Origin of the sequence: Sodalis sp. RH16 (genome assembly GCF_047324245.1) — a bacterium.
Classification (GTDB): domain Bacteria; phylum Pseudomonadota; class Gammaproteobacteria; order Enterobacterales; family Enterobacteriaceae; genus Acerihabitans; species Acerihabitans ligni.
Genome location: NZ_CP178737.1, coordinates 5,837,791 through 5,859,847, shown reverse-complemented (window position 1 = coordinate 5,859,847; position 22,057 = coordinate 5,837,791). Strand labels below are relative to the sequence as shown.

At 56.6% G+C, this 22,057-nt stretch carries 17 protein-coding genes; 15 read left to right on the top strand and 2 right to left on the bottom strand.

The window, feature by feature from the left end:
* Nucleotides 1-151: 151 nt before the first annotated feature.
* Nucleotides 152-1,984: an SLC13 family permease gene (locus tag ACL2XJ_RS26740; RefSeq protein ID WP_413725122.1), complete on the top strand. Its 1,833-nt coding sequence runs from the start codon at nt 152-154 to the stop codon at nt 1,982-1,984.
* 90 nt (nt 1,985-2,074) lie between these two features.
* Here ACL2XJ_RS26740 and yfbR read toward each other — a convergent pair whose 3' ends face one another.
* Together yfbR and ACL2XJ_RS26730 are read right to left on the bottom strand one after the other, a co-directional pair.
* A complete protein-coding gene (gene yfbR, locus ACL2XJ_RS26735; RefSeq protein ID WP_132927218.1) occupies nt 2,075-2,677 on the bottom strand; it encodes a 5'-deoxynucleotidase in 603 nt (200 codons plus the stop codon).
* Between the two features lie 9 nt (nt 2,678-2,686).
* Nucleotides 2,687-3,907, bottom strand: a complete 1,221-nt coding sequence (locus tag ACL2XJ_RS26730) for a pyridoxal phosphate-dependent aminotransferase (protein WP_132927220.1) — start codon at nt 3,905-3,907, stop codon at nt 2,687-2,689.
* Between the two features lie 1,035 nt (nt 3,908-4,942).
* Here ACL2XJ_RS26730 and lrhA point away from each other — a divergent pair.
* From lrhA to nuoN, 14 genes are all read left to right on the top strand, one after another.
* Nucleotides 4,943-5,884: a transcriptional regulator LrhA gene (gene lrhA / locus ACL2XJ_RS26725; protein ID WP_132927222.1), complete on the top strand. Its 942-nt coding sequence runs from the start codon at nt 4,943-4,945 to the stop codon at nt 5,882-5,884.
* Nucleotides 5,885-6,545: 661 nt separating this feature from the next.
* Nucleotides 6,546-6,983 carry an NADH-quinone oxidoreductase subunit A gene (locus ACL2XJ_RS26720; protein WP_132927224.1) on the top strand — a complete coding sequence of 146 codons (438 nt, stop codon included), beginning with the start codon at nt 6,546-6,548 and terminating at the stop codon, nt 6,981-6,983.
* 15 nt (nt 6,984-6,998) lie between these two features.
* The gene (locus ACL2XJ_RS26715) at nt 6,999-7,679 is read left to right on the top strand and encodes a NuoB/complex I 20 kDa subunit family protein (protein WP_413725121.1); all 681 of its coding nucleotides are present in this window, start codon (nt 6,999-7,001) and stop codon (nt 7,677-7,679) included.
* Between the two features lie 97 nt (nt 7,680-7,776).
* The gene (nuoC, locus tag ACL2XJ_RS26710) at nt 7,777-9,576 is read left to right on the top strand and encodes an NADH-quinone oxidoreductase subunit C/D (RefSeq protein ID WP_413725120.1); all 1,800 of its coding nucleotides are present in this window, start codon (nt 7,777-7,779) and stop codon (nt 9,574-9,576) included.
* 2 nt (nt 9,577-9,578) lie between these two features.
* On the top strand, nt 9,579-10,112 hold the full coding sequence (gene nuoE, locus ACL2XJ_RS26705; RefSeq protein ID WP_243701539.1) for an NADH-quinone oxidoreductase subunit NuoE: 534 nt from the start codon (nt 9,579-9,581) through the stop codon (nt 10,110-10,112).
* A complete protein-coding gene (gene nuoF / locus ACL2XJ_RS26700) occupies nt 10,109-11,458 on the top strand; it encodes an NADH-quinone oxidoreductase subunit NuoF (RefSeq protein WP_132927230.1) in 1,350 nt (449 codons plus the stop codon). Before nuoE ends, nuoF begins: the two co-directional genes overlap by 4 nt.
* 106 nt (nt 11,459-11,564) lie before the next feature.
* Nucleotides 11,565-14,294, top strand: coding sequence for an NADH-quinone oxidoreductase subunit NuoG (gene nuoG / locus ACL2XJ_RS26695; RefSeq protein WP_413725119.1), 2,730 nt, complete (start codon nt 11,565-11,567; stop codon nt 14,292-14,294).
* Nucleotides 14,291-15,268, top strand: coding sequence for an NADH-quinone oxidoreductase subunit NuoH (gene nuoH, locus ACL2XJ_RS26690; RefSeq protein ID WP_132927234.1), 978 nt, complete (start codon nt 14,291-14,293; stop codon nt 15,266-15,268). The genes nuoG and nuoH overlap by 4 nt, the downstream gene beginning before the upstream one ends.
* Before the next feature lie 14 nt (nt 15,269-15,282).
* On the top strand, nt 15,283-15,825 hold the full coding sequence (gene nuoI / locus ACL2XJ_RS26685) for an NADH-quinone oxidoreductase subunit NuoI (RefSeq protein ID WP_203523487.1): 543 nt from the start codon (nt 15,283-15,285) through the stop codon (nt 15,823-15,825).
* 10 nt (nt 15,826-15,835) lie between these two features.
* Nucleotides 15,836-16,396 carry an NADH-quinone oxidoreductase subunit J gene (gene nuoJ / locus ACL2XJ_RS26680; RefSeq protein ID WP_413725118.1) on the top strand — a complete coding sequence of 187 codons (561 nt, stop codon included), beginning with the start codon at nt 15,836-15,838 and terminating at the stop codon, nt 16,394-16,396.
* Complete coding sequence (gene nuoK / locus ACL2XJ_RS26675) at nt 16,393-16,695, top strand: NADH-quinone oxidoreductase subunit NuoK (RefSeq protein ID WP_132927240.1); 303 nt, start codon at nt 16,393-16,395, stop codon at nt 16,693-16,695. Before nuoJ ends, nuoK begins: the two co-directional genes overlap by 4 nt.
* The gene (nuoL, locus tag ACL2XJ_RS26670; RefSeq protein WP_132927242.1) at nt 16,692-18,536 is read left to right on the top strand and encodes an NADH-quinone oxidoreductase subunit L; all 1,845 of its coding nucleotides are present in this window, start codon (nt 16,692-16,694) and stop codon (nt 18,534-18,536) included. The genes nuoK and nuoL overlap by 4 nt, the downstream gene beginning before the upstream one ends.
* Nucleotides 18,537-18,683: 147 nt before the next feature.
* Nucleotides 18,684-20,219: an NADH-quinone oxidoreductase subunit M gene (gene nuoM, locus ACL2XJ_RS26665; RefSeq protein ID WP_132927244.1), complete on the top strand. Its 1,536-nt coding sequence runs from the start codon at nt 18,684-18,686 to the stop codon at nt 20,217-20,219.
* Between the two features lie 6 nt (nt 20,220-20,225).
* Nucleotides 20,226-21,683, top strand: a complete 1,458-nt coding sequence (gene nuoN / locus ACL2XJ_RS26660; RefSeq protein ID WP_132927246.1) for an NADH-quinone oxidoreductase subunit NuoN — start codon at nt 20,226-20,228, stop codon at nt 21,681-21,683.
* Nucleotides 21,684-22,057: the final 374 nt, after the last annotated feature.

Here is a 22,057-nt window from a genome sequence, read left to right as displayed (position 1 = left end):
CCGATGGGGTCGAAGCGGGCGTGGTTTTACCGCCCGCCCGAGCGCCCCACGGCGCGCTAGGCCCGCTACCGCCGAACGTGCAACGAGCCTGTTAAAGGGAGAGCGCGCTGACTGAAACACGTGAGATACCGACATCATCAGGGACAATGTCGTGACTAATGAACTCATCTGGGTGCTCGTCCTGCTGTTGATCGCCATCCTGTTGTTTACCACCGGCAAAGTGCGCATGGATGTCGTGGCGCTGCTGGTGATTATCGCCTTTGTGCTCAGCGGCACGCTGACGCTGGCGGAAGCCACCGCTGGTTTCAGCGATCCCAACGTCCTGCTTATCGCCGCCCTGTTCGTCATCGGCGAAGGACTGGTGCGCACAGGCATAGCCTATCAAATGGGGGAGTGGCTGATGCGGGCGGCGGGCAAAAGCGAAACCCGCATGCTGATTCTCCTGATGATCACCGTGGCCTCCCTCGGGGCGTTCATGAGTTCCACCGGCGTGGTGGCTATTTTCATCCCGGTGGTGCTGAGCGTCGCGGCGCGCATGAAAACGTCCCCCGCCCGGCTAATGATGCCCTTGAGTTTTGCCGCCCTTATCAGCGGCATGATGAGCCTGGTGGCGACGCCGCCCAATATGGTAATCAATAGCGAACTGGTAAGGGACGGCGCGCAGGGATTTGGTTTCTTCGCCGTGACTCCCATCGGTATCATGGTGTTGATCATGGGTATCGGCTACATGCTGGTAGCGCGTTTTTGGCTAAACGGCAACAACAGCGACCCGGAGCGTGAGCGGTGGAAACGCCGGACATTCCGCGATCTCATCCATGATTACAAACTGAGCGGACGCGCGCGGCGCTTGGCGCTGCGGCCCGGTTCGCCATTGATCGGGCAGCGGCTGGACGATCTCCGGCTGCGCGATCGCTACGGTGCCAACGTGGTGGGTATAGAGCGCTGGCGCAAATTCCGCCGGGTGATGATCAGCGCCGGGGGCAATACCGAGCTGCAGCAGCGCGATGTATTGTTAGTGGATATTTCAGCCAACGAGGCGGGACTACGGCAATTTTGCAGCGAACAGCTGCTGGAGCCGATGATCCTGCGGGGCGAATATTTTTCCGAACAGGCGCGGGACGTCGGCATGGCGGAGGTCAGCCTGATTCCTGACTCCGCATTGCTGGGCAAAAGCCTGCGTCAGGTGGGCTTTCGCAGCCGATACGGGCTCAACGTGGTGGGTATCCGCCGTGGCGGCGAGGCGATGACCGGCAAACTCATCGACGAAGAGCTGACGCTGGGGGATATCTTGCTGGTGATCGGCGATTGGAAGCTTATCCGCCAGCTGCAGATGCAAAAATACAATTTTATCGTGCTCAATTTGCCGGCGGAAGTAGACGACGTGGCGCCGGCGGTTAGCCAGGCGCCCCATGCGTTGTTTTGCCTGGCGCTGATGGTGGCGATGATGCTCACCGATCAGATCCCCAATCCCATCGCCGCCCTTATCGCCTGTGTACTGATGGGAAAGTTCCGCTGTATCGATATGGAAAGCGCTTACCGCGCCATCCATTGGCCGAGCCTGATTCTTATCGTCGGCATGATGCCGTTCGCCCTGGCCCTGCAAAAGACCGGCGGCGTCGAGCTGGTGGTGCGTTTGCTGATGGACATATCGGGCGGGGCGGGAGCGCATATGATGCTCTTGAGCCTGTTTGTCCTTTGCGCGGTCATCGGACTGTTCATTTCCAATACCGCCACGGCGGTACTGATGGCGCCCATCGCGGTGGCCGCCGCCCATGAAATGTCGGTGTCCCCGTATCCCTTCGCCATGATTGTGGCTATCGCCGCCTCCTCGGCTTTCATGACGCCGGTTTCATCGCCGGTAAACACCCTGGTGCTGGCGCCGGGAGGCTATAAATTCGGCGACTTTCTCCGCCTCGGCGTTCCTTTCACCCTATTGGTGATGGCGGCGAGCGTGCTGCTGGTGCCGGTGCTCTTTCCCTTCTGATTAAGGCTTGCTCAAGACGCTTTCATTCCGGCCGCCATGGCCAGGCAATGCATTCCCGATAGATTTATGCCGGCCGGGCCGGCATAGCCGTTACAGCGGCGAATCGTGGTTGCTGATTTCGTCCAGGGAGAGGCTGAAGCTGGGAATAAACACCGTCATAAAATAGTCCATTTCCGGGCTGTTACGCTCTTCGAGGGTTTTCTCCAGCCGCGCCATGGCCGGGGTAAATTCATTGTTGCCGGCGGAAATCTCCTCCAGGCACTTTAAATAGGCGCAAAGGGTGTCCGCCTGTTTCACCACTGCTTTCTCTTCCGGGGCATAGTATTGCTCGTCAATCAGCGGCCGGAAATCCTCCCTCAGCTCTTCCGGCAGCATCTCGATAAGCTTTCCCTGGGCGATTTTCTCGATGTTTTTGTATTCATGGGCAATCTGCGCATTGAAATATTTAATCGGCGTCGGCATGTCGCCGGTGAGCACTTCGCTGGTATCGTGATACATCGCCAGCAAAGCGATGCGTTCGGCATTCAGCCGGCCGCCGAACCTGCGGTTTTTGATCACCGCCAGGGCATGGGCCACAAACGCCACCTGCAGGCTGTGTTCAGATACATTTTCGGTGCGGATGTTACGCATTAACGGCCAGCGATTAATCAGCTTCAACCGGGACAGATGGGCAAAAAAATGGCTTTGGTTCATAACTCGCTCTTATTGCTGATGGTATTTCTGCAAAAAACGGCTGAATTTGCCGAGGGCGCTTTCCAGCACATCCACCCTTGGCAGCGTGACGATGCGCAGATGATCGGGCCACGGCCAGTTAAACGCCGTGCCCTGGACCAGCAGCACTTTCTCTTCCAGCAGCAAATCCAGTACCAATTTCTGATCGTCAAGAATATTGAAACGACGGGCATCGATGCGAGGGAACATATAAAGCGCACCGCTGGGTTTGACGCAGGAGACGCCGGGAATATCGTTAATCAGTTCCCAGGCCCGGTTGCGCTGTTCGTATAACCGTCCCCCCGGCATAATGAATTCGCTGATGCTCTGGTAGCCCCCCAGCGCGGTCTGGATGGCATGCTGCATCGGCACATTGGCGCATAATCGCATGGACGCCAGCATTTCGAGTCCTTCAATATAGCCTTTGGCCTGTTTTTTCGGTCCGTTCAGTACCATCCAGCCCTGGCGAAAGCCGGCGACACGATAGGTCTTTGACAGGCCGTTAAAGGTCAAGGTAAGCAGATCGGGCGCCAGGGCGGCTATTGAATGATGCTGCGCCTCGTCATAAAGTATTTTGTCATAGATTTCATCCGAGAAGATAATCAGGTTATGTTGACGGGCTATCTCTACCAATTCCAATAACATTTCTTTACTGTAGACCGCCCCGGTGGGGTTATTGGGATTGATGATCACCAGTCCCCGGGTGCGCGGCGTAATTTTTTTGCGGATATCGTCCAGATCCGGAAACCAACCGGCGCCTTCGTCACAGAGATAATGTACGGCGTTGCCGCCGGACAGCACTACTGACGCGGTCCATAACGGATAATCAGGGGCGGGTATCAGCATTTCGTCACCGGTGTTAAGCAACGCCTGCATTGATTGCAGGATGAGCTCGGATACGCCGTTGCCGATATACACGTCTTCAACGGTGATATCCAGCATATTGCGTGCCTGGTAATGCTGCATGATGGCTTTACGGGCCGAATAGAGGCCTTTTGAATCACAATAGCCCTGCGAGGTGGGCAAATGGCGAATCACATCCACTAAAATCTCGTCCGGCGCTTCAAAACCGAACGGAGCGGGATTGCCGATATTTAGCTTAAGGACTTTATTACCTTCTTCTTCGAGACGCTTGGCTTCTTTGAGCACCGGGCCCCGAATGTCGTAACAAACATTTTCCAATTTACTGGATTTTTCAACGCTAGTGCTCACGATATTATGCCTTATGCAGGGAAAACGTATTTTAACCGGGAAATCGCGCATTCTGCATAATGTACTCCACTGGTTTGTCCTTTAGAAGGTTTCAGGGCGTCAATAGCGGTAATGTTCAGGCTGAAAACAGGATGTCAACAGACAATTTTACATTAACCGTTTTTTCAGTTAAAAAATCCATAAAATATTAATCATTAGATATATTATTCTGATGTGATAATCTTTACATTCCGCTTGGTTTCACGGTTTGAGTATTTTATATACTAATGATGGCGAATAGGGTCTACTCTGATAAAAGAGGTCGGTTGGCGACCGGTCTAGTTACCAGCGGTTAAGATGTTAAGAAAAATTGCGTAAATATCCCTTTCGCATTCCTTTTAGCGCAAAAGGGCCGGGATGAAGCCAGGTATCATGATACTTATCACATTTTTCACCCAAGTAAAGTATCCCTACTTCATCGGCATGTGAGCACTTTCCCATTGAAAAATAAAGGTCAACTTTTGATGCTTACAAATTATTGTTGTTTCGTTTAAGGTAGCTATTTATGGTATACATTTACCAGTAAGAAAATTTTGCCATGAGATATATTTTACCGAAGAAACAATAGTTAAGAAAAATTTATGTAAATAAAGCGGGTTGGGATAAAAAAATTGGACCTAGCCACTAATATTCAACATTTGAAATTGAAGTTAGCATGCCATTTAATTAATTACATTTAAGTTTTAGTTTACCGTTAAGCCTTTCTTTGTTTTACATTTAGCTTTATGTAGATGATATCCTTGCGAAATTTAGCCTTTTATCCACTACGGGCGCTATGTTTCAACGATGCTGGCTACCATTTATATATGTGTGAACTTTGCCTGTAAATCGCAAAGTCTCCGCAAGATTAAAGTGCGTATCGGTTATCGAAACGACCCCGGATTTTGTTGTTAAGGCTGTGGGGATACGTGCATAACAGTAATAGCTTGGAAATGCGATTTTTTTGAACGCCAGGGTAGTAGTGTGTAATTAGAATTCATAAGTGAAGACAATATTATGACCAATGCAAATCGTCCAGTGCTCAATCTAGATCTTGATTTATTGAGAACGTTTGTTGCCGTCGCTGATCTCAACACCTTTGCGGCCGCAGCAGCTTCAGTATGCCGAACACAATCGGCCGTCAGCCAGCAGATGCAACGATTAGAACAGCTTGTCGGAAAAGAATTGTTTGCCCGTCATGGTCGGAACAAGCTTTTGACCGAACACGGGATTCAATTGCTTGGTTATGCCAGGAAGATTTTACTTTACAACGACGAGGCCTGTACGTCGCTTATGTACAGTAATATCCAAGGTTCGCTGACAATCGGCGCATCGGACGATACGGCTGACTCCATACTGCCTTTCCTGCTCAGCAGGGTCACCAGGATATACCCTAAGCTGTCAATTGATGTCTGTGTCAAACGCGGCCCGCAGATGCAGGAAATGCTTAACAGCGGAGAGGTGGATTTGGCTATCACTACGCTGGGTGAAGGAAAACATTCCCATGTCACTCTGCGTACTTCTCCCACCCTGTGGTATTGCGCCGCCGATTACCGTTTCAGTCCCGGTGATGTGATCCCGCTGGTGGTTTCCGATGAGCCAAGCCCGTTTCGGACCCAGGCTATAGAGTTTCTACAAGATGCGGGTATCCCATGGCGTATCGCATACAGTGCGTCTACCCTGGCGGCTATCCGCGCGGCGGTTAAAGCGGGTCTCGGCGTCACCGCGCGGCCGGTGGAGATGATGAGCGCGGATTTACGGGTACTGGGGCAAAGCGACGGATTGCCGTCTTTGCCCGACACTCAGTATGTGCTCTGTAAAAATCCTCAATGCGAAAATGAGCTGGCTATGGCGATTTTCAGCGCGATCAATGCCGGCAACGGTTCTTATAGTCCTGTTCTGCCACGGGCAGTGAACGGGGAAGGGAAGGGAGAAAGCTTTACCGTCAGTGATGAGTAGCTGTGTTGAGTAGCCTAATTAAGCCCCTGATTAATGGGGCTTAATCTACTAAAATCTATTAAAATATCAATTATATATTTTTATTTGATTATAAAGCTTATTACCTCCACTTTTCTCTACCTAATTTATCCTTGCGGCATTCCGGCGCCGGATTTTGTTGCGTCGGCAATGTTAAGCATCTCTTTATTTGTGCAAATAAAAATCAAAACGTTGTTTCTGAAAAAAAAATCGTTGCAGGGCGCACGTACTGTGCAACTTTCACTCCTAAAAGTTGCAAAATTGTGTCCTGGATCATATTTTGCCCTTACCAAAAACGCGGAATAACATGATTTCTCGTGAAAATGGTATAGTGTCTTTCAGGTTACGCAATCGCCGAACAAGGGGATTCCCTTTTTCGTGTCGTTTACTGACTCGATTAAGCGGCGAGCATACGCATCAAATGTTAATAAGATATTGCAGGTGTAAATTACTATGAAGTTTCCTTTGTCCAAGTTGACAAAAGGTTATGCAAAGGAGTAAAAACCCCACATAATGACTGTGTTTGCCGGTGGCTGCAGCACTATGCGGTTTTTTAAATCCTTCCCATAAATCGATGTGGTGAGTCGAACTGCCGTTAAAGAGCAGGCTGCAAAACGCCACTTTTGATGAGTAAGCAAAGAGAATGTCAATAACCACTGAAGTCACCGCCCATTACTGGGCGCTTGCCGTATTTTTCGTTGGCGCCGCCGGTCTCTGCTGTTTTATGTTGTCCGGCGGTTACCTACTGGGCGGAAAAGCCCATGCCCGCTCGAAAAACGTCCCGTTTGAATCCGGTATCGATCCCGTTGGAACCGCAAGGTTGCGGCTTTCGGCCAAATATTACCTGGTTGCCATGTTTTTCGTCATTTTCGACGTGGAAGCATTGTATTTGTACGCCTGGTCCACCTCTATCCGCGAAGTGGGCTGGGGCGGCTTTTGCGAAGCAGCCGTTTTCATTTTAGTGTTGTTGGCGGGGTTGGTTTACCTGGTGCGGATTGGCGCGCTGGATTGGACGCCTGAGCGTTCCCTGCGTCTGCGCCGGTCCGGCCCTATCGCCGAAAACCAACGTCGACAGCCGTAACAGCGAGGCAAAAAAATGGATTATACACTTACCCGGGTTGATCCGGACGGTGATAACGGGAATGACCGCTATCCGCTGCAAAAACAGGAAGTTGTCGCCGATCCCATGGAGGGCCAGGTCAATCGCAGCGTCTTTCTCGGCAAACTTGAAACTGTGTTGCACGATGTGGTGAATTGGGGCCGCGGTAATTCTCTTTGGCCCTATAACTTCGGCCTCTCCTGCTGCTACGTGGAAATGACCACCTCCTTCACCGCGGTGCACGATGTGGCGCGCTTCGGTTCCGAGGTTATCCGCGCCTCTCCGCGCCAGGCGGACTTCATGGTCATTGCCGGTACGCCTTTCACCAAAATGGCCCCGGTTATCCAGCGCCTTTATGATCAAATGCTGGAGCCCAAATGGGTGATTTCCATGGGTGCCTGCGCCAACTCCGGCGGCATGTATGACATTTATTCCGTGGTGCAGGGAGTAGACAAATTCCTGCCGGTGGATGTGTACATTCCCGGCTGTCCGCCGCGTCCCGAGGCCTATATTCAGGCGTTGCTGCTGTTGAAGGAATCCATCGGCAAAGAGCGGCGTCCCTTATCCTGGGTGGTGGGTGACCAGGGGGTCTATCGCGCCAATATGCAGGCGGAGCGCGATCGTAAGCAGGGTGAAAGAATCGCGGTGACCAACCTGCGTTCCCCCGACGAAATTTAGTTTTAAAGCGCGAATCAACACGACATTTGTCGGCCATAATCAGTCAGCGCGCACAATGGCATGACGCCGGTATAGCCTTAATTTGGTGAAAAAAACTATGACAGAGTTGATGACGCAAAACCTCGCCCAGCCGGCCTGGCAAACCCGCGATCACCTTGATGATCCGGTTATCGGCGAATTGCGTGACCGTTTCGGCCCGGAAGCCTTCACCGTACAACCCACCCGTACCGGTATCCCGGTGGTATGGGTCAAACGCGAGCAGATTCTCGACGTCCTGCTGTTCTTGAAAAAACTGCCGAAGCCTTATGTGATGCTGTACGATCTCCACGGCGTGGACGAGCGTTTGCGCTCTCACCGCGAAGGCCTGCCGGCGGCGGATTTCACTGTGTTTTATCACCTGATTTCCATTGAACGGAACCGGGACGTCATGCTTAAGGTGGCGCTGTCGGAAAGCGATCTGCACCTGCCCACCGCCACCAAGATTTTTCCCAACGCCAACTGGTATGAACGTGAAACCTGGGAAATGTTCGGCATGACCTTCGACGGCCATCCCCATTTGACGCGTATCATGATGCCCAAAAGCTGGCAAGGCCACCCGCTGCGCAAGGACTATCCGGCGCGGGCCACCGAATTCGATCCCTTCACGCTCACCAAGCAGAAGCAGGATCTGGAAATGGAAGGGCTGACCTTTAAACCCGAGGAGTGGGGAATGACGCGGAGCCGGGAGAACGAAGACTTCATGTTTTTGAATCTCGGTCCGAACCATCCCTCCGCCCATGGGGCGTTCCGCATCATTTTGCAGTTGGACGGCGAAGAGATAGTCGACTGCGTTCCCGACATCGGTTATCACCACCGCGGCGCGGAAAAAATGGGTGAACGGCAGTCCTGGCACAGCTACATTCCCTACACCGACCGGGTGGAATATCTGGGGGGATGCGTCAATGAAATGCCTTACGTGCTGGCGGTGGAAAAGCTGGCCGGTATTGTGGTGCCGGACCGGGTAAACGTCATTCGCGTCATGCTCTCCGAGCTGTTCCGTATCAACAGCCATCTGCTGTACATCAGTACCTATATTCAGGATATCGGCGGTATGACGCCGGTGTTCCTGGCCTTTACCGATCGCCAGAAAATCTATGACGTGGTGGAAGCCATTACCGGATTCCGCATGCATCCGGCCTGGTTCCGCATCGGCGGCGTGGCCCACGACCTGCCCCGCGGCTGGGACGGCTTGCTGCGCGATTTCCTCAACTGGCTGCCCAAACGCCTGGACTCCTATGTGAAAGCGGCGCTGAAGAACAGCGTGCTGCGCGGCAGGGCCGAGGGCGTCGCCGCCTACAATGCCCAGGAGGCATTGGATTGGGGCGTTACCGGCGCTGCGCTGCGCGCCACCGGTATCTCCTTCGACGTGCGTAAATGGCGGCCCTATTCGGGCTATGAAAATTTTGACTTTGAAGTGCCGGTGGGCGACGGCATCAGCGACTGCTATAGCCGCGTCATGCTCAAAGTGGAGGAGATGCGCCAGAGCCTGCGCATCCTTCAGCAATGCCTGGACAATATGCCGGAGGGGCCGTTTAAAGCGGATCATCCCCTGACTACGCCGCCGCCCAAAGAACGCACGTTGCAGCATATCGAAACGTTGATTACCCATTTCCTCCAGGTGTCCTGGGGACCGGTGATGCCGGCCAATGAATCCTTCCAGATGATCGAGGCCACCAAGGGGATCAACAGCTATTACCTGACCAGCGACGGCAGCACCATGAGCTACCGGACCCGCATCCGCACGCCGAGTTTCCCGCATTTACAGCAAATACCCTCGGTTATTCGCGGCAGCCTGGTGTCCGATCTCATCGTTTACCTGGGCAGTATCGATTTTGTTATGTCAGATGTGGACCGCTAATTATGCCAGAATCTAAAGCCACCCATGAACAGGCCGTTGCATCCGGCCAGCCGGCCGCGGCCGAGGTTTTTGTGCTGAGCGCCCTTGAGCGCGATGCCATCGAGCATGAAAAACAGCATTACGAAGATGCCCGCGCCGTTTCCATCGAAGCGCTGAAGATTGTGCAAAAGCAGCGAGGCTGGGTGCCGGACGGCGCCATTGACGCCATCGCCGAGGTGCTGGGCATCCCCGGCAGCGATGTGGAAGGGGTCGCCACCTTTTACAGCCAGATTTTTCGTCAGCCGGTGGGACGGCATATCATCCGCTATTGCGACAGCGTGGTATGCCATATCACCGGTTACCAGGGCATTCAGGCCGCGCTGGAGCACTCCCTCAATATCAAGCCGGGCCAGACCACCGAGGACGGGCGTTTTACCCTGCTGCCCACCTGCTGCCTGGGGAATTGCGATAAGGGGCCGACCATGATGATCGACGATGATACGCACGTTCATCTGACGCCGGAAGGTATCGGTTCGCTATTGGAGCAGTATCGATGACCAAACAGATTATACGAACTGCTGAAACGCATCCGCTGACCTGGCGCCTGCGGGACGACCACCAGCCGGTCTGGCTGGACGAATACCGCGGCAAGAACGGCTATGCCGGCGCGGAAAAGGCGCTGAAGGGGATATCGCCGGACGATCTTGTCGCCCTGGTAAAGGATTCGGGCCTGAAAGGGCGCGGCGGCGCCGGCTTCTCCACCGGGCTGAAATGGAGCCTGATGCCCAAAGACCCTTCCATGAATATCCGCTATCTGCTGTGCAATGCGGATGAAATGGAACCCGGTACCTATAAAGACCGGCTGCTGATGGAACAGCTGCCCCATCTGCTGGTGGAAGGCATGCTCATTGCCGCCTTCGCCCTGAAATCCTATCGCGGCTATATTTTCCTGCGCGGCGAATATATCGAAGCGGCGGCCAATCTGCGCCGCGCCATCGCCGAGGCCACCGAGGCCGGCTATCTTGGCAAGAATATTCTGGGCAGCGGGTTTGATTTCGAGCTGATGGTGCATACCGGCGCCGGCCGCTATATCTGCGGAGAAGAAACCGCATTGATAAGCTCGCTTGAAGGCCGTCGCGCCAATCCGCGTTCCAAGCCGCCGTTCCCGGCCACGTCCGGCGCCTGGGGTAAACCCACCTGCGTCAATAACGTGGAAACCCTGTGCAATGTGCCGGCCATCGTTGCCGACGGCGTTGAATGGTACAAGGGCATTACGGCGGGCAAAAGCAGCGATACCGGCACCAAGATGATGGGCTTTTCCGGCCGGGTTAAAAATCCCGGCGTGTGGGAACTGCCCTTCGGCATTACGGCGCGGGAAATCCTGGAAGACTATGCCGGCGGCATGCGCGACGGCCTGACCCTGAAAGCCTGGCAGCCCGGCGGCGCCGGCACCGATTTTCTCACCGGGGATCATCTTGATCTGCCCATGGACTTCGAGCATATCGGTAAAGCGGGCAGCCGCCTGGGTACGGCGCTGGCCATGGCGGTGGACAATGAAATCAATATGGTGTCCCTGACGCGCAACCTGGAAGAGTTCTTCGCCCGCGAATCCTGCGGCTGGTGCACGCCCTGCCGAGACGGCCTGCCCTGGAGCGTGAAACTGCTGCAGGCGCTGGAAAACGGCCGGGGGCAGCCGGGGGATATCGAAACCCTGGAGCAGCTTTGCCGTTTCCTCGGCCCGGGCAAGACCTTCTGCGCCCATGCGCCGGGTGCGGTGGAACCGTTGCAAAGCGCCATTAAATATTTCCGGGAAGAATTCGAAGCGGGAATTGCACCGCAGCATATCGGTAATACCCGCGCTATTGCCGGTGTACAGCCAAATTTGCTAAAAGCGCGTTGGTAACCCTGCAGAGGTTGTCCGCCAAAGGGCATGGGCGACCCTGTTATGCACAAGACGCATTTTTGATTAACGCCCGCGGTTTTACGGGCCACACGGAAGCATGCTGACTATGGCTACCATTCATGTAGACGGCAAGGAATATGAGGTTAACGGGGCGGACAACCTGCTGGAAGCCTGTCTGTCGCTTGGCCTTGATATTCCCTATTTTTGCTGGCATCCGGCGCTGGGCAGCGTCGGAGCTTGCCGCCAGTGCGCGGTCAAGCAATACCAAAACGCCGAAGACACCCGCGGCCGGCTGGTGATGTCTTGTATGACGCCGGCGTCTGACGGCACCTTTATCTCCATTGCCGATGACGAAGCGAAAAATTTCCGCCAGAGCGTGGTGGAGTGGCTGATGATTAATCATCCCCACGACTGTCCGGTGTGCGAGGAGGGCGGCAACTGCCACCTGCAGGACATGACGGTGATGACCGGGCAGAATTTCCGCCGCTACCGTTTTACCAAACGGACCCATCGCAACCAGTATCTCGGGCCGTTTATTTCCCATGAGATGAACCGCTGTATCGCCTGTTACCGCTGTGTCCGCTTTTATAAAGATTATGCCGACGGTACGGATCTCGGGGTCTATGGCGCCCATGACAACGTCTATTTCGGCCGTACCCAGGATGGGGCGCTGGAAAGCGAATTCTCCGGCAATCTGGTGGAAGTCTGTCCGACCGGGGTATTTACCGACAAGACCCATTCCGAACGCTACAACCGCAAATGGGATATGCAGTTCGCTCCCAGCATCTGCCAGCAATGCAGCGTCGGCTGCAACACCAGCCCCGGTGAACGCTACGGCGAATTGCGCCGTATCGAAAACCGCTATAACGGCAGCGTCAATCACTATTTCCTCTGCGATCGCGGCCGTTTCGGCTACGGTTACGTTAATCTGAAAGATCGTCCCCGCCAGCCGCTGCAGCGCCGCGGCGAGGATTGGATCGCCCTGAACGCCGAGCAGGCGATGCAAGGTGCGGCCGACGCGCTGCGGCAGGCCAAAAAGATGATCGGTATCGGGTCGCCGCGTGCCAGCGTAGAGAGCAATTTCGCCTTGCGCGAACTGGTGGGGGCCGAGAATTTTTACAGCGGCGTTTCCGCCGCTGAACAGGGCCGCCTGGCGCTGATGCTCAAGGTGCTGCGCGACAGCGGCATCCGTACTCCCGCGCTGCGTGAAATCGAGAGCTACGACGCGGTGCTGGTGCTCGGGGAAGACCTGACCCAGACCGGCGCCCGCATCGCCCTGGCCGTGCGCCAGGCGGTAAAGGGCAAGTCCCGTGAGATGGCTGCGGCGCAGAAAGTCGCCGACTGGCAGATTGCCGCTATCCAAACCATCGGTCAGCGCGCCGGCTATCCGCTGTTCGTCACCAATGTCGACAGCACCAAGCTCGACGATCTCTCTGCCTGGACCTACTGCGCGCCGGTGGAAGATCAGGCCCGGCTCGGTTTCGCCATTGCCCATGCCCTGGATGACGGCGCGCCGGCGGTAACCGATCTCGCCGACGGACTGAAATCCAAAATCGACATTGCGGTGCAGGCCCTGGCCGGCGCCCGTAAGCCGCTGATTATTTCCGGCGGCAGCGCCGGCAGCGAAGCGGTAATCGCCGCCGCCGCCAATGTCGCCCGTGCATTGAAAGGCCGCGGCGCCGATGTCGGCATTACCTTTGTCGCCCCAAGCGCCAACAGTATGGGACTGGCGATGATAGGCGGCGGTTCCCTGGACGACGCGCTGGAGCAGTTGGAAAGCGGTGGGGCGGACAGCGTTATCGTGCTGGAAAACGATCTCTATCGCCACGGGGCGGCCTCGCGTATCGACGCCGCGCTGGAGAAGGCCATTAACCTGATTGTGGTGGACCACCAGCGTACCGCCATTATGGATAAGGCGGATCTGATCCTGCCGGCGGCCAGTTTCGCCGAAAGCGACGGGACGCTGGTGAATCAGGAGGGCCGGGCTCAGCGCTTCTTCCAGGTGTTTGACCCGGCTTATTATGACAGCCAGACGGTGATGCTGGAAAGCTGGCGCTGGCTGCACTCTCTGCACTCCACTTATCTGAATCGCCACGTGGACTGGACTCAGTTCGACCACATCATCGCCGCCTGCGCCGAAGCGCTGCCGCAGCTGGCGGGCATCGTCCAGGCCGCGCCGGACGCCGGTTTCCGCGTCAGGGGCCAAAAACTGGCCCGCGAGCCTCACCGCTACAGCGGACGGACCGCCATGCGCGCCAATATCGACGTGCACGAACCCCGTCAGCCGCAGGATCAGGACACCATGTTTGCCTTCTCCATGGAAGGCAACAGCGGCCCGAACAGCAACAGCAAACAGGTGGCCTTCGCCTGGGCGCCGGGCTGGAACTCGCCGCAGGCCTGGAATAAATTCCAGGATGAAGTGGGCGGCCATTTGCGCCACGGCGATCCCGGCGTGCGTTTGCTGGAACCCGGCGACGGCGCGTTGGCTTACTTCACTGACGTTCCGGCGGCATTCTCCCCGCCATCCGACGGACGGTGGCGTATCGCGCCTTATTATCATCTGTTCGGCAGCGAAGAAACCTCGCAGCGGTCGGCCGTTATCCAGGAGCGGATGCCGGCGCCTTATGTGGCGCTCAACCGTCGAGACGCCGAGCATCTGGGGGTCAACAGCGGCACGCTGCTTGAGTTTACCTGCGCCGGCCAGTCTGTGCGTCTGCCGGTACGATTCAGCGAAGGCCTGACCGTCGGTCAGATTGGCCTGCCGCTGGGTTTGCCGGGCATACCGCCGGTGTGGTTGGGACAAACCGTTGAAAATCTGCGGGAGGCCGCACTATGAGTTGGTTAACACCGGATGTGATTGACGCCATTATTGCCGTGCTGAAAGCGATTGTGATTTTACTGGTGGTGGTGTCCTGCGGCGCGTTCATGAGCTTTGGCGAACGCCGGCTGCTTGGGCTGTTCCAGAACCGCTACGGACCGAACCGGGTAGGGTGGGGCGGCTCGCTGCAGCTGGTGGCGGACATGGTGAAAATGTTCTTTAAAGAGGACTGGATCCCGCCCTTCGCCGACCGGATGATATTCACTTTGGCGCCGGTGATTGCCTTTACCGCGCTGCTGCTCTCCTTCGCCATCGTGCCGGTGAGTTCCAGCTGGGTGGTGGCGGATCTCAATATCGGCGTGCTGTTCTTTCTGATGATGGGCGGTCTGGCGGTATACGCGGTGCTGTTCGCCGGCTGGTCGAGCAATAACAAATACTCTCTGCTGGGAGCCATGCGCGCCTCGGCGCAGACCCTGAGCTACGAGGTTTTCCTCGGACTGTCGCTCATGGGCGTGGTGGCGCGGGCCGGTTCCTTCAAACTGGGGGACATCGTCGCCTCCCAGGCGCATTTGTGGAATATCATTCCGCAGTTTTTCGGTTTCGCCACCTTCGTGCTGGCCGGGATTGCGGTGTGCCACCGTCATCCCTTCGACCAGCCGGAAGCCGAACAGGAACTGGCGGACGGTTATCACATTGAATATTCCGGCATGAAGTTCGGTTTATTCTTTGTCGGGGAATACATCGGTATCGTGACGGTGTCGGCCCTGATAGTCACGCTGTTTTTCGGCGGCTGGCAGGGACCGTTTTTACCCTCCTTTATCTGGTTCGCCATTAAAACCGGCTTCTTTATGATGATGTTCATCCTGATCCGCGCGGCGCTACCCCGTCCGCGTTATGACCAGGTGATGGCTTTCGGCTGGAGATTCTGCCTGCCGTTAACGCTGCTGAACCTGCTGGCGACGGCGGCGGTCATCTTGTACAACGCTCAATAAGGGGTGAAAAAACCATGACATTAAAAGAGCTGGTCTTTGGTTGCGGCACCCAGTTACGCAGTATCTGGATGATTGGCATGCAAGCGTTCAGCAAACGCGAAACCCAAATGTATCCCGACGTGCCGGTCAATCCGCCGCCCCGTTTCCGCGGCCGCATCGTATTGACCCGCGATCCCGACGGCGAGGAGCGCTGCGTCGCCTGTAACCTGTGCGCCGTGGCCTGTCCCGTGGCCTGTATTTCGCTGCAAAAGGCGGAAACCGCGGACGGACGTTGGTATCCGGAATTTTTCCGTATCAATTTCTCCCGCTGCATTTTCTGCGGTTTGTGTGAAGAAGCCTGCCCCACCACGGCAATCCAGCTGACGCCGGATTTTGAAATGGGCGAGTTCAAGCGTCAGGATTTAGTGTATGAAAAAGAAAATCTGCTGATTTCGGGGCCGGGTAAGTATCCGGAATATAATTTTTACCGGATGGCCGGCATGGCGATTGGCGGGAAAGATAAAGGCGACGCGGAAAACGAAGCCAAACCCATCGACGTCAAAGGTTTGCTGCCCTAAGGAGTTAAGCATGGAAGTCGCTTTTTATGTAGCCGGTCTGGTGGCCATATTGGCCACGCTGCGGGTGATTACCCACACCCATCCGGTACGCGCACTGCTGTATCTGATCGTATCGCTGCTGGCTATCGCCTGCGTGTTTTTTACGCTGGGCGCCTACTTTGCCGGGGCGCTGGAAATTATTGTCTACGCCGGCGCCATCATGGTGCTGTTCGTGTTCGTGGTGATGATGCTCAATCTCGGGGCGTCCACGGCGCGGCAGGAGCGCGATTGGCTGGCGCCCTCGGCCTGGATCGGACCGGGAATCCTGTCGCTGCTGCTGCTGTGGACCCTCATCCGGGGTATTTACGGCGCTGCCGATCACGGCATCAGCGGCGAGATGATCAGTGCGAAAAACGTCGGCATCACGCTGTTCGGGCCTTACGTCCTGGCGGTGGAACTGGCTTCCATGCTGCTGTTGGCCGGTTTGGTGGTGGCCTTCCATCTGGGACGCGAAGACCGTGACGTGGATGCCCTGTACAAGGGTCCGAAAATCACCGACGCCATAAAAAGAAAATCGGAGGAACAAGCATGATCCCGCTTTCCCACGGACTCATTCTGGCCGCCATTCTGTTTGTTCTCGGTTTAACGGGCATGCTGATTCGCCGTAACCTGCTGTTTATGCTGCTGGGGCTTGAAATCATGATCAACGCTTCCGCCCTGGCGTTTGTGGTGGCGGGCAGCTATTGGGGACAGGCCGACGGACAGGTGATGTACATTCTGGCCATCAGTCTTGGCGCGGCCGAGGCCAGCATCGGCCTGGCACTGCTGCTGCAGCTGCATCGCCGCCGTCAAAACCTGAATATTGATAAAGTCAGCGAGATGCACGGATGAACCTACTTTACTTAACCATTCTGTTTCCCCTGCTGGGATTCCTGCTGCTGGCGTTTTCCCGGGGACGCTGGGGAGAAAACGCTTCGGCTATCGTGGGGGTCGGCACCATACTGCTGGCCGCGCTTACCACACTCTGGGTGGCCATTGATTTCCTCGGCACCCGCAGCGACGGCGCGGCGGTGTTTAACCAGCCGCTCTGGACCTGGATGTCGGTGGATAACTTCAATATCGCCGTCACCCTGAGCCTGGACGGATTGTCCCTCACCATGCTGTCGGTGGTTACCGGCGTCGGCTTTCTTATCCATCTGTTCGCCGCCTGGTATATGCGCGGGGAAGAGGGGTATTCGCGTTTTTTTGCCTATACCAACCTGTTTATCGCCAGCATGGTGCTGCTGGTGCTGGCGGATAACCTGCTGCTGATGTATCTCGGCTGGGAAGGGGTGGGGCTGTGCAGTTATCTGCTCATCGGCTTCTATTACACCGAATCGAAAAACGGCGCGGCGGCGATGAAAGCCTTTATCGTCACCCGCGTGGGCGATGTGCTGCTGGCCTTTGCCCTGTTTATCCTGTTTACCCAGCTGGGCACGCTGAATTTCCGCGAAATGGTGGTCTTGGCGCCGCAGCATATGGCGGCGGGTTCAACCGCCATCACCCTGGCGACATTGATGCTGCTCGGGGGCGCGGTAGGTAAATCGGCGCAGCTGCCGTTACAGACCTGGCTGGCGGATGCCATGGCCGGTCCGACCCCGGTCTCGGCGCTGATCCACGCCGCCACCATGGTCACCGCCGGGGTTTATCTCATTGCCCGCACCCACGGCCTGTTCCTGATGGCCCCCGAGGTGCTGCACCTGGTGGGCATCGTCGGCGCCATCACCCTGGTGCTGGCGGGGTTCGCCGCCCTGGTGCAAACCGACATCAAGCGCGTCCTGGCCTATTCCACCATGAGCCAGATAGGCTACATGTTCCTGGCTCTTGGGGTACATGCCTGGGATGCGGCTATTTTCCACCTGATGACGCACGCGTTTTTCAAAGCCCTGCTGTTCCTCTCGTCGGGCTCGGTTATCCTGGCCTGTCACCACGAGCAGAATATTTTCAAGATGGGCGGGCTGCGCAAATCCATTCCGCTGGTGTATATCTGCTTCCTGGTGGGGGGCGCGGCGCTGTCGGCGCTGCCCATCGTCACCGCGGGTTTCTACAGTAAGGATGAAATCCTTTGGGGCGCCCTGCTCAACGGCAATAACAACCTGATGCTGGCGGGCCTGGTGGGGGCGTTTCTGACCTCCATTTATACCTTCCGCATGATTTTCATCGTCTTTCACGGTAAAGAGCAAATCAAGGCCCATGCCGGCAAAGGCATTAGCCACCATCTGCCGCTGCTGGTGCTGCTGGTGCTGTCCACCTTTATCGGCGCGCTGATTACGCCGCCGCTGGCGGGGGTTCTGCCGGATATCCGCGGCGGCGAGGACGGCAAAATGACGCTGGAAATCGTCTCCGGTCTGCTGGTGATCGTCGGTATACTCATTGCCGCCTGGCTGTATCTCGGCGAGCGCCGGCTGGTGAAGTCCATCGCCGCCAGCGCGCCGGGGCGCTTGCTCACCCTGTGGTGGTTTAACGCCTGGGGCTTCGACTGGCTGTACGACAAAGTGTTTGTGCAAACCTATCTGGGCATTGCCAGACTGCTGCAGCGCGATCCGCTGAACGCCTTGATGAATACCCCGGCGGTGCTGGCGCGCTGGGGCGGCCGCGGCCTGACGCTGAGTGAAAACGGCCAGGTGCGCTGGTATGCGGCCTCGATGAGTTTAGGCGCCGTGATTGTGGTGGCGCTGTTGATTTTCGTTTGATGCTGTCCGGATAACGCTTTATCGGTTAACGGAAAGTCGTCTGACAAATAAATGGTGATGACGACATGCGCGGAGCGGGAGGGGAGAACACCTTCTCGTTCGACAGCAAGTTTTCGGGTTTTTTTCAATTTAGGGACGCATAACGCCATGCTACTACCTTGGCTAATACTTTTCCCCTTCATTGGCGGTCTGCTGTGTTGGCAAAGCGAGCGATTCGGTACCAAGGTACCGCGCTGGATTGCCGTGATCTCCATGGGGCTGACACTGGCGCTCTCCCTGCAGCTGTGGCTGCAGGGCAATTATTCACTGGTTTCAGCGCAGGGGCTGCCCCAGTGGCAATCTGAATATGTGCTGCCGTGGATACCGCGCTTCGGTATTTCCATCCATCTGGCGCTGGACGGATTGTCCCTGCTGATGGTGGTGCTGACCGCGCTGCTGGGGGTGCTGGCCATTCTCTGTTCCTGGCGTGAAATCCAGCGTTACCAGGGGTTCTTCCACCTTAACCTGCTGTGGATCCTCGGCGGCGTTATCGGTGTGTTCCTGGCTATCGACATGTTCCTGTTTTTCTTCTTCTGGGAAATGATGCTGGTGCCGATGTATTTCCTGATAGCCCTGTGGGGACATCGGGCATCGGACGGCAAAACCCGTATCGCCGCCGCCACCAAATTCTTTATCTATACCCAGGCCAGCGGACTGGTCATGCTGGTGGCCATCATCGGGCTGGTGTTCGTCCATTACAACGCCACCGGCGTCTGGACCTTCAATTACGAAGATCTGCTGCATACCCCCATGTCTTCCCAGGTGGAATATTTGCTGATGCTGGGATTCTTCCTGGCTTTCGCGGTAAAGATGCCGGTGGTGCCGCTGCACGGCTGGCTGCCGGACGCCCATAGCCAGGCGCCTACCGCCGGCTCCGTCGACCTGGCGGGCATACTGCTGAAAACCGCGGCCTACGGTCTGCTGCGCTTCAGCCTGCCGCTGTTTCCCCATGCTTCCCATGAATTCGCCCCCATCGCCATGTGGCTCGGGGTGATAGGTATTTTCTACGGTGCCTGGATGGCATTCATCCAGACCGACATCAAACGCCTGATTGCCTATACCAGCGTGTCCCATATGGGTTTCGTGCTGATAGCGATATACAGCGGCAGCCAATTGGCTTATCAGGGGGCGGTGGTGCAGATGATTGCCCATGGCCTCTCCGCCGCCGGGATGTTTATCATCTGTGGACAGCTTTATGAACGCCTGCATACCCGCGATATGCGGCAAATGGGCGGGTTGTGGGGCCGCCTGAAGCTGATTCCCGCCTTGTCGCTGTTCTTCGCGGTGGCCACCCTGGGTATGCCGGGAACCGGTAACTTTGTCGGCGAGTTCCTGATTCTTTTCGGCAGCTTCCCGGTGGTACCGGTTATCACGGTGATTTCTACCTTCGGCCTGGTGTTCGCGTCGGTTTATTCGCTGATTATGATGCAGCGCGCTTATTACGGTCCGGCCAAATCCACCGACATCCTGCCGGGAATGACGGTGCGCGAGCTGTCGATCATCCTGCTGCTGGCGGTGTTGCTGGTGCTGCTGGGAATATTCCCGCAGGCGGTGCTGCAAACCTCTCAGGCGGCAATGGGCAACGTACAGCACTGGTTCTCGATAAACGAAGCTGGTTCAACTTTTACAACAACAAGGCCGTAATTCGCCATGACAATAACTCCTCAACAACTGATCGCACTGTTGCCGCTGTTGATCGTCGGATTGACGGTGGTGGTTGTGATGCTGTGCATTGCGTGGCGACGCAACCATTTCGTCAACGCCACCCTGACGGTCATCGGCCTCAACGTGGCATTGCTTTCACTCTTTTTCGTCGGTTATGCCGGCGCCATGGACGTCACGCCGCTGATTCGCTCGGACGGCTATTCGGTGTTCTATACCGCGCTGGTGCTGTTTTCCAGCCTGGCCACCAGCACCTTTGCCTATCCCTGGCTGGCGGGTTATCCCGGTAACCGCGACGAGTTCTATCTGCTGGTATTGATCGCCGCCATGGGGGGCATACTGCTGGCGGGCGCCACCCATCTGGCGTCCATGTTCTTGGGCATTGAACTGCTTTCGCTGCCGCTGTTCGGCCTGATTGGCTATGCCTATCAGCAAAAACGGCCGTTTGAAGCCAGTATCAAATACACATTGCTGTCCGCTGCGGCCTCGTCCTTTCTGTTATTCGGCATGGCGCTGGTGTATGCCGATACCGGCAACCTGTCGTTCGTCGCCCTGGGCCATCAGCTCAACGCCGCCATGCTGCAACAGCCGCTGCTGCTGGCGGGTCTGGGCATGATGATCGTGGGTATCGGCTTTAAGCTCTCGCTGGTGCCGTTTCATCTGTGGACGCCGGATGTGTATCAGGGGGCGCCAGCGCCGGTGTCCACGTTTCTCGCCACCGCCAGCAAAGTGGCGATTTTTGCGGTGCTGATGCGGCTGTTCCTGTACGCGCCGGTCACCGACAGCAGCGCGCTGCGGCTGGTGCTGGGCATTATCGCCTTTTTCTCCATCCTGTTCGGTAACCTGATGGCCCTGGGTCAAAGCAATATCAAACGGCTGTTGGGGTATTCCTCCATTGCCCACCTGGGCTATATGGTGGTGGGGCTGATTGCGGTCAACGCGCATCTGCTTTCCATGGAGGCCATCGGGGTCTATTTGGCGGGGTATCTCTTTAGCAGCCTGGGCGCCTTCGGCGTGGTCAGCCTGATGTCCAGTCCTTACACCGGGCCGGATGCCGATTCGCTTTTCTCCTATCGCGGGCTGTTCTGGCATAAGCCCATCCTGTCGGCGGTGATGACCGTGATGATGCTGTCATTGGCGGGGATTCCGATGACGCTGGGATTTATCGGCAAGTTCTATATTATCGCCGCCGGCGTCAGCGCCCACTTATGGTGGCTGACCGGCACCGTGGTGGTGGGGAGCGCCATCGGCCTTTACTACTATCTGCGGGTGATGGTCAGTCTGTATCTGAGCCCGCCGGAAAGATTACGCCGCGATACTCCGAGCAACTGGGCGTTGACCGCCGGTGGGGTGGTGGTGTTGATCTCCTCGCTGCTGGTGCTGCTGTTGGGGATCTACCCGCAGCCGCTGATTGCCATTGTGCGGCTGGCGCAGCCGATTATGTGATGAGTTCCGCGCCTGCGGCGCGGGATTGCTTTTCGCTCGCTGCGCGTCCGGTGATAGCGGGCTTACCGCGCCATGGGGCGCTCGGGCGGGCGGTAAAACCACGCCCGCTTCGACCCCATCGGCACGGTTTCCCTTTAACTGGCTTGCTGCACGTCCGGTGATAGCGGGCTTACCGCGCCATGGGGCGCTCGGGCGGGCGGTAAAATCACGCCCGCTTCGACCCCATCGGCACGGTTTCCCTTTAACAGGCTTGCTGCGCGTGCGGTGATAGCGGGCTTACCGCGCCATGGGGCGCTCGGGCGGGCGGTAAAACCACGCCCGCTTCGACCCCATCGGCGCGGTTTTCCTTTAACACGCCCGGTTCAGCTGTAGTG

What these genes read in the sequence shown, in the direction of transcription:
- yfbR (WP_132927218.1), bottom strand. Translation starts at nt 2,677, where the DNA reads ATGAACCAAAGCCATTTTTTTGCCCATCTGTCCCGGTTGAAGCTGATT.
- lrhA (WP_132927222.1), top strand. Translation starts at nt 4,943, where the DNA reads ATGACCAATGCAAATCGTCCAGTGCTCAATCTAGATCTTGATTTATTG.
- ACL2XJ_RS26720 (WP_132927224.1), top strand. Translation starts at nt 6,546, where the DNA reads ATGTCAATAACCACTGAAGTCACCGCCCATTACTGGGCGCTTGCCGTA.
- ACL2XJ_RS26715 (WP_413725121.1), top strand. Translation starts at nt 6,999, where the DNA reads ATGGATTATACACTTACCCGGGTTGATCCGGACGGTGATAACGGGAAT.
- nuoC (WP_413725120.1), top strand. Translation starts at nt 7,777, where the DNA reads ATGACAGAGTTGATGACGCAAAACCTCGCCCAGCCGGCCTGGCAAACC.
- nuoE (WP_243701539.1), top strand. Translation starts at nt 9,579, where the DNA reads ATGCCAGAATCTAAAGCCACCCATGAACAGGCCGTTGCATCCGGCCAG.
- nuoF (WP_132927230.1), top strand. Translation starts at nt 10,109, where the DNA reads ATGACCAAACAGATTATACGAACTGCTGAAACGCATCCGCTGACCTGG.
- nuoG (WP_413725119.1), top strand. Translation starts at nt 11,565, where the DNA reads ATGGCTACCATTCATGTAGACGGCAAGGAATATGAGGTTAACGGGGCG.
- nuoH (WP_132927234.1), top strand. Translation starts at nt 14,291, where the DNA reads ATGAGTTGGTTAACACCGGATGTGATTGACGCCATTATTGCCGTGCTG.
- nuoI (WP_203523487.1), top strand. Translation starts at nt 15,283, where the DNA reads ATGACATTAAAAGAGCTGGTCTTTGGTTGCGGCACCCAGTTACGCAGT.
- nuoJ (WP_413725118.1), top strand. Translation starts at nt 15,836, where the DNA reads ATGGAAGTCGCTTTTTATGTAGCCGGTCTGGTGGCCATATTGGCCACG.
- nuoK (WP_132927240.1), top strand. Translation starts at nt 16,393, where the DNA reads ATGATCCCGCTTTCCCACGGACTCATTCTGGCCGCCATTCTGTTTGTT.
- nuoL (WP_132927242.1), top strand. Translation starts at nt 16,692, where the DNA reads ATGAACCTACTTTACTTAACCATTCTGTTTCCCCTGCTGGGATTCCTG.
- nuoM (WP_132927244.1), top strand. Translation starts at nt 18,684, where the DNA reads ATGCTACTACCTTGGCTAATACTTTTCCCCTTCATTGGCGGTCTGCTG.
- nuoN (WP_132927246.1), top strand. Translation starts at nt 20,226, where the DNA reads ATGACAATAACTCCTCAACAACTGATCGCACTGTTGCCGCTGTTGATC.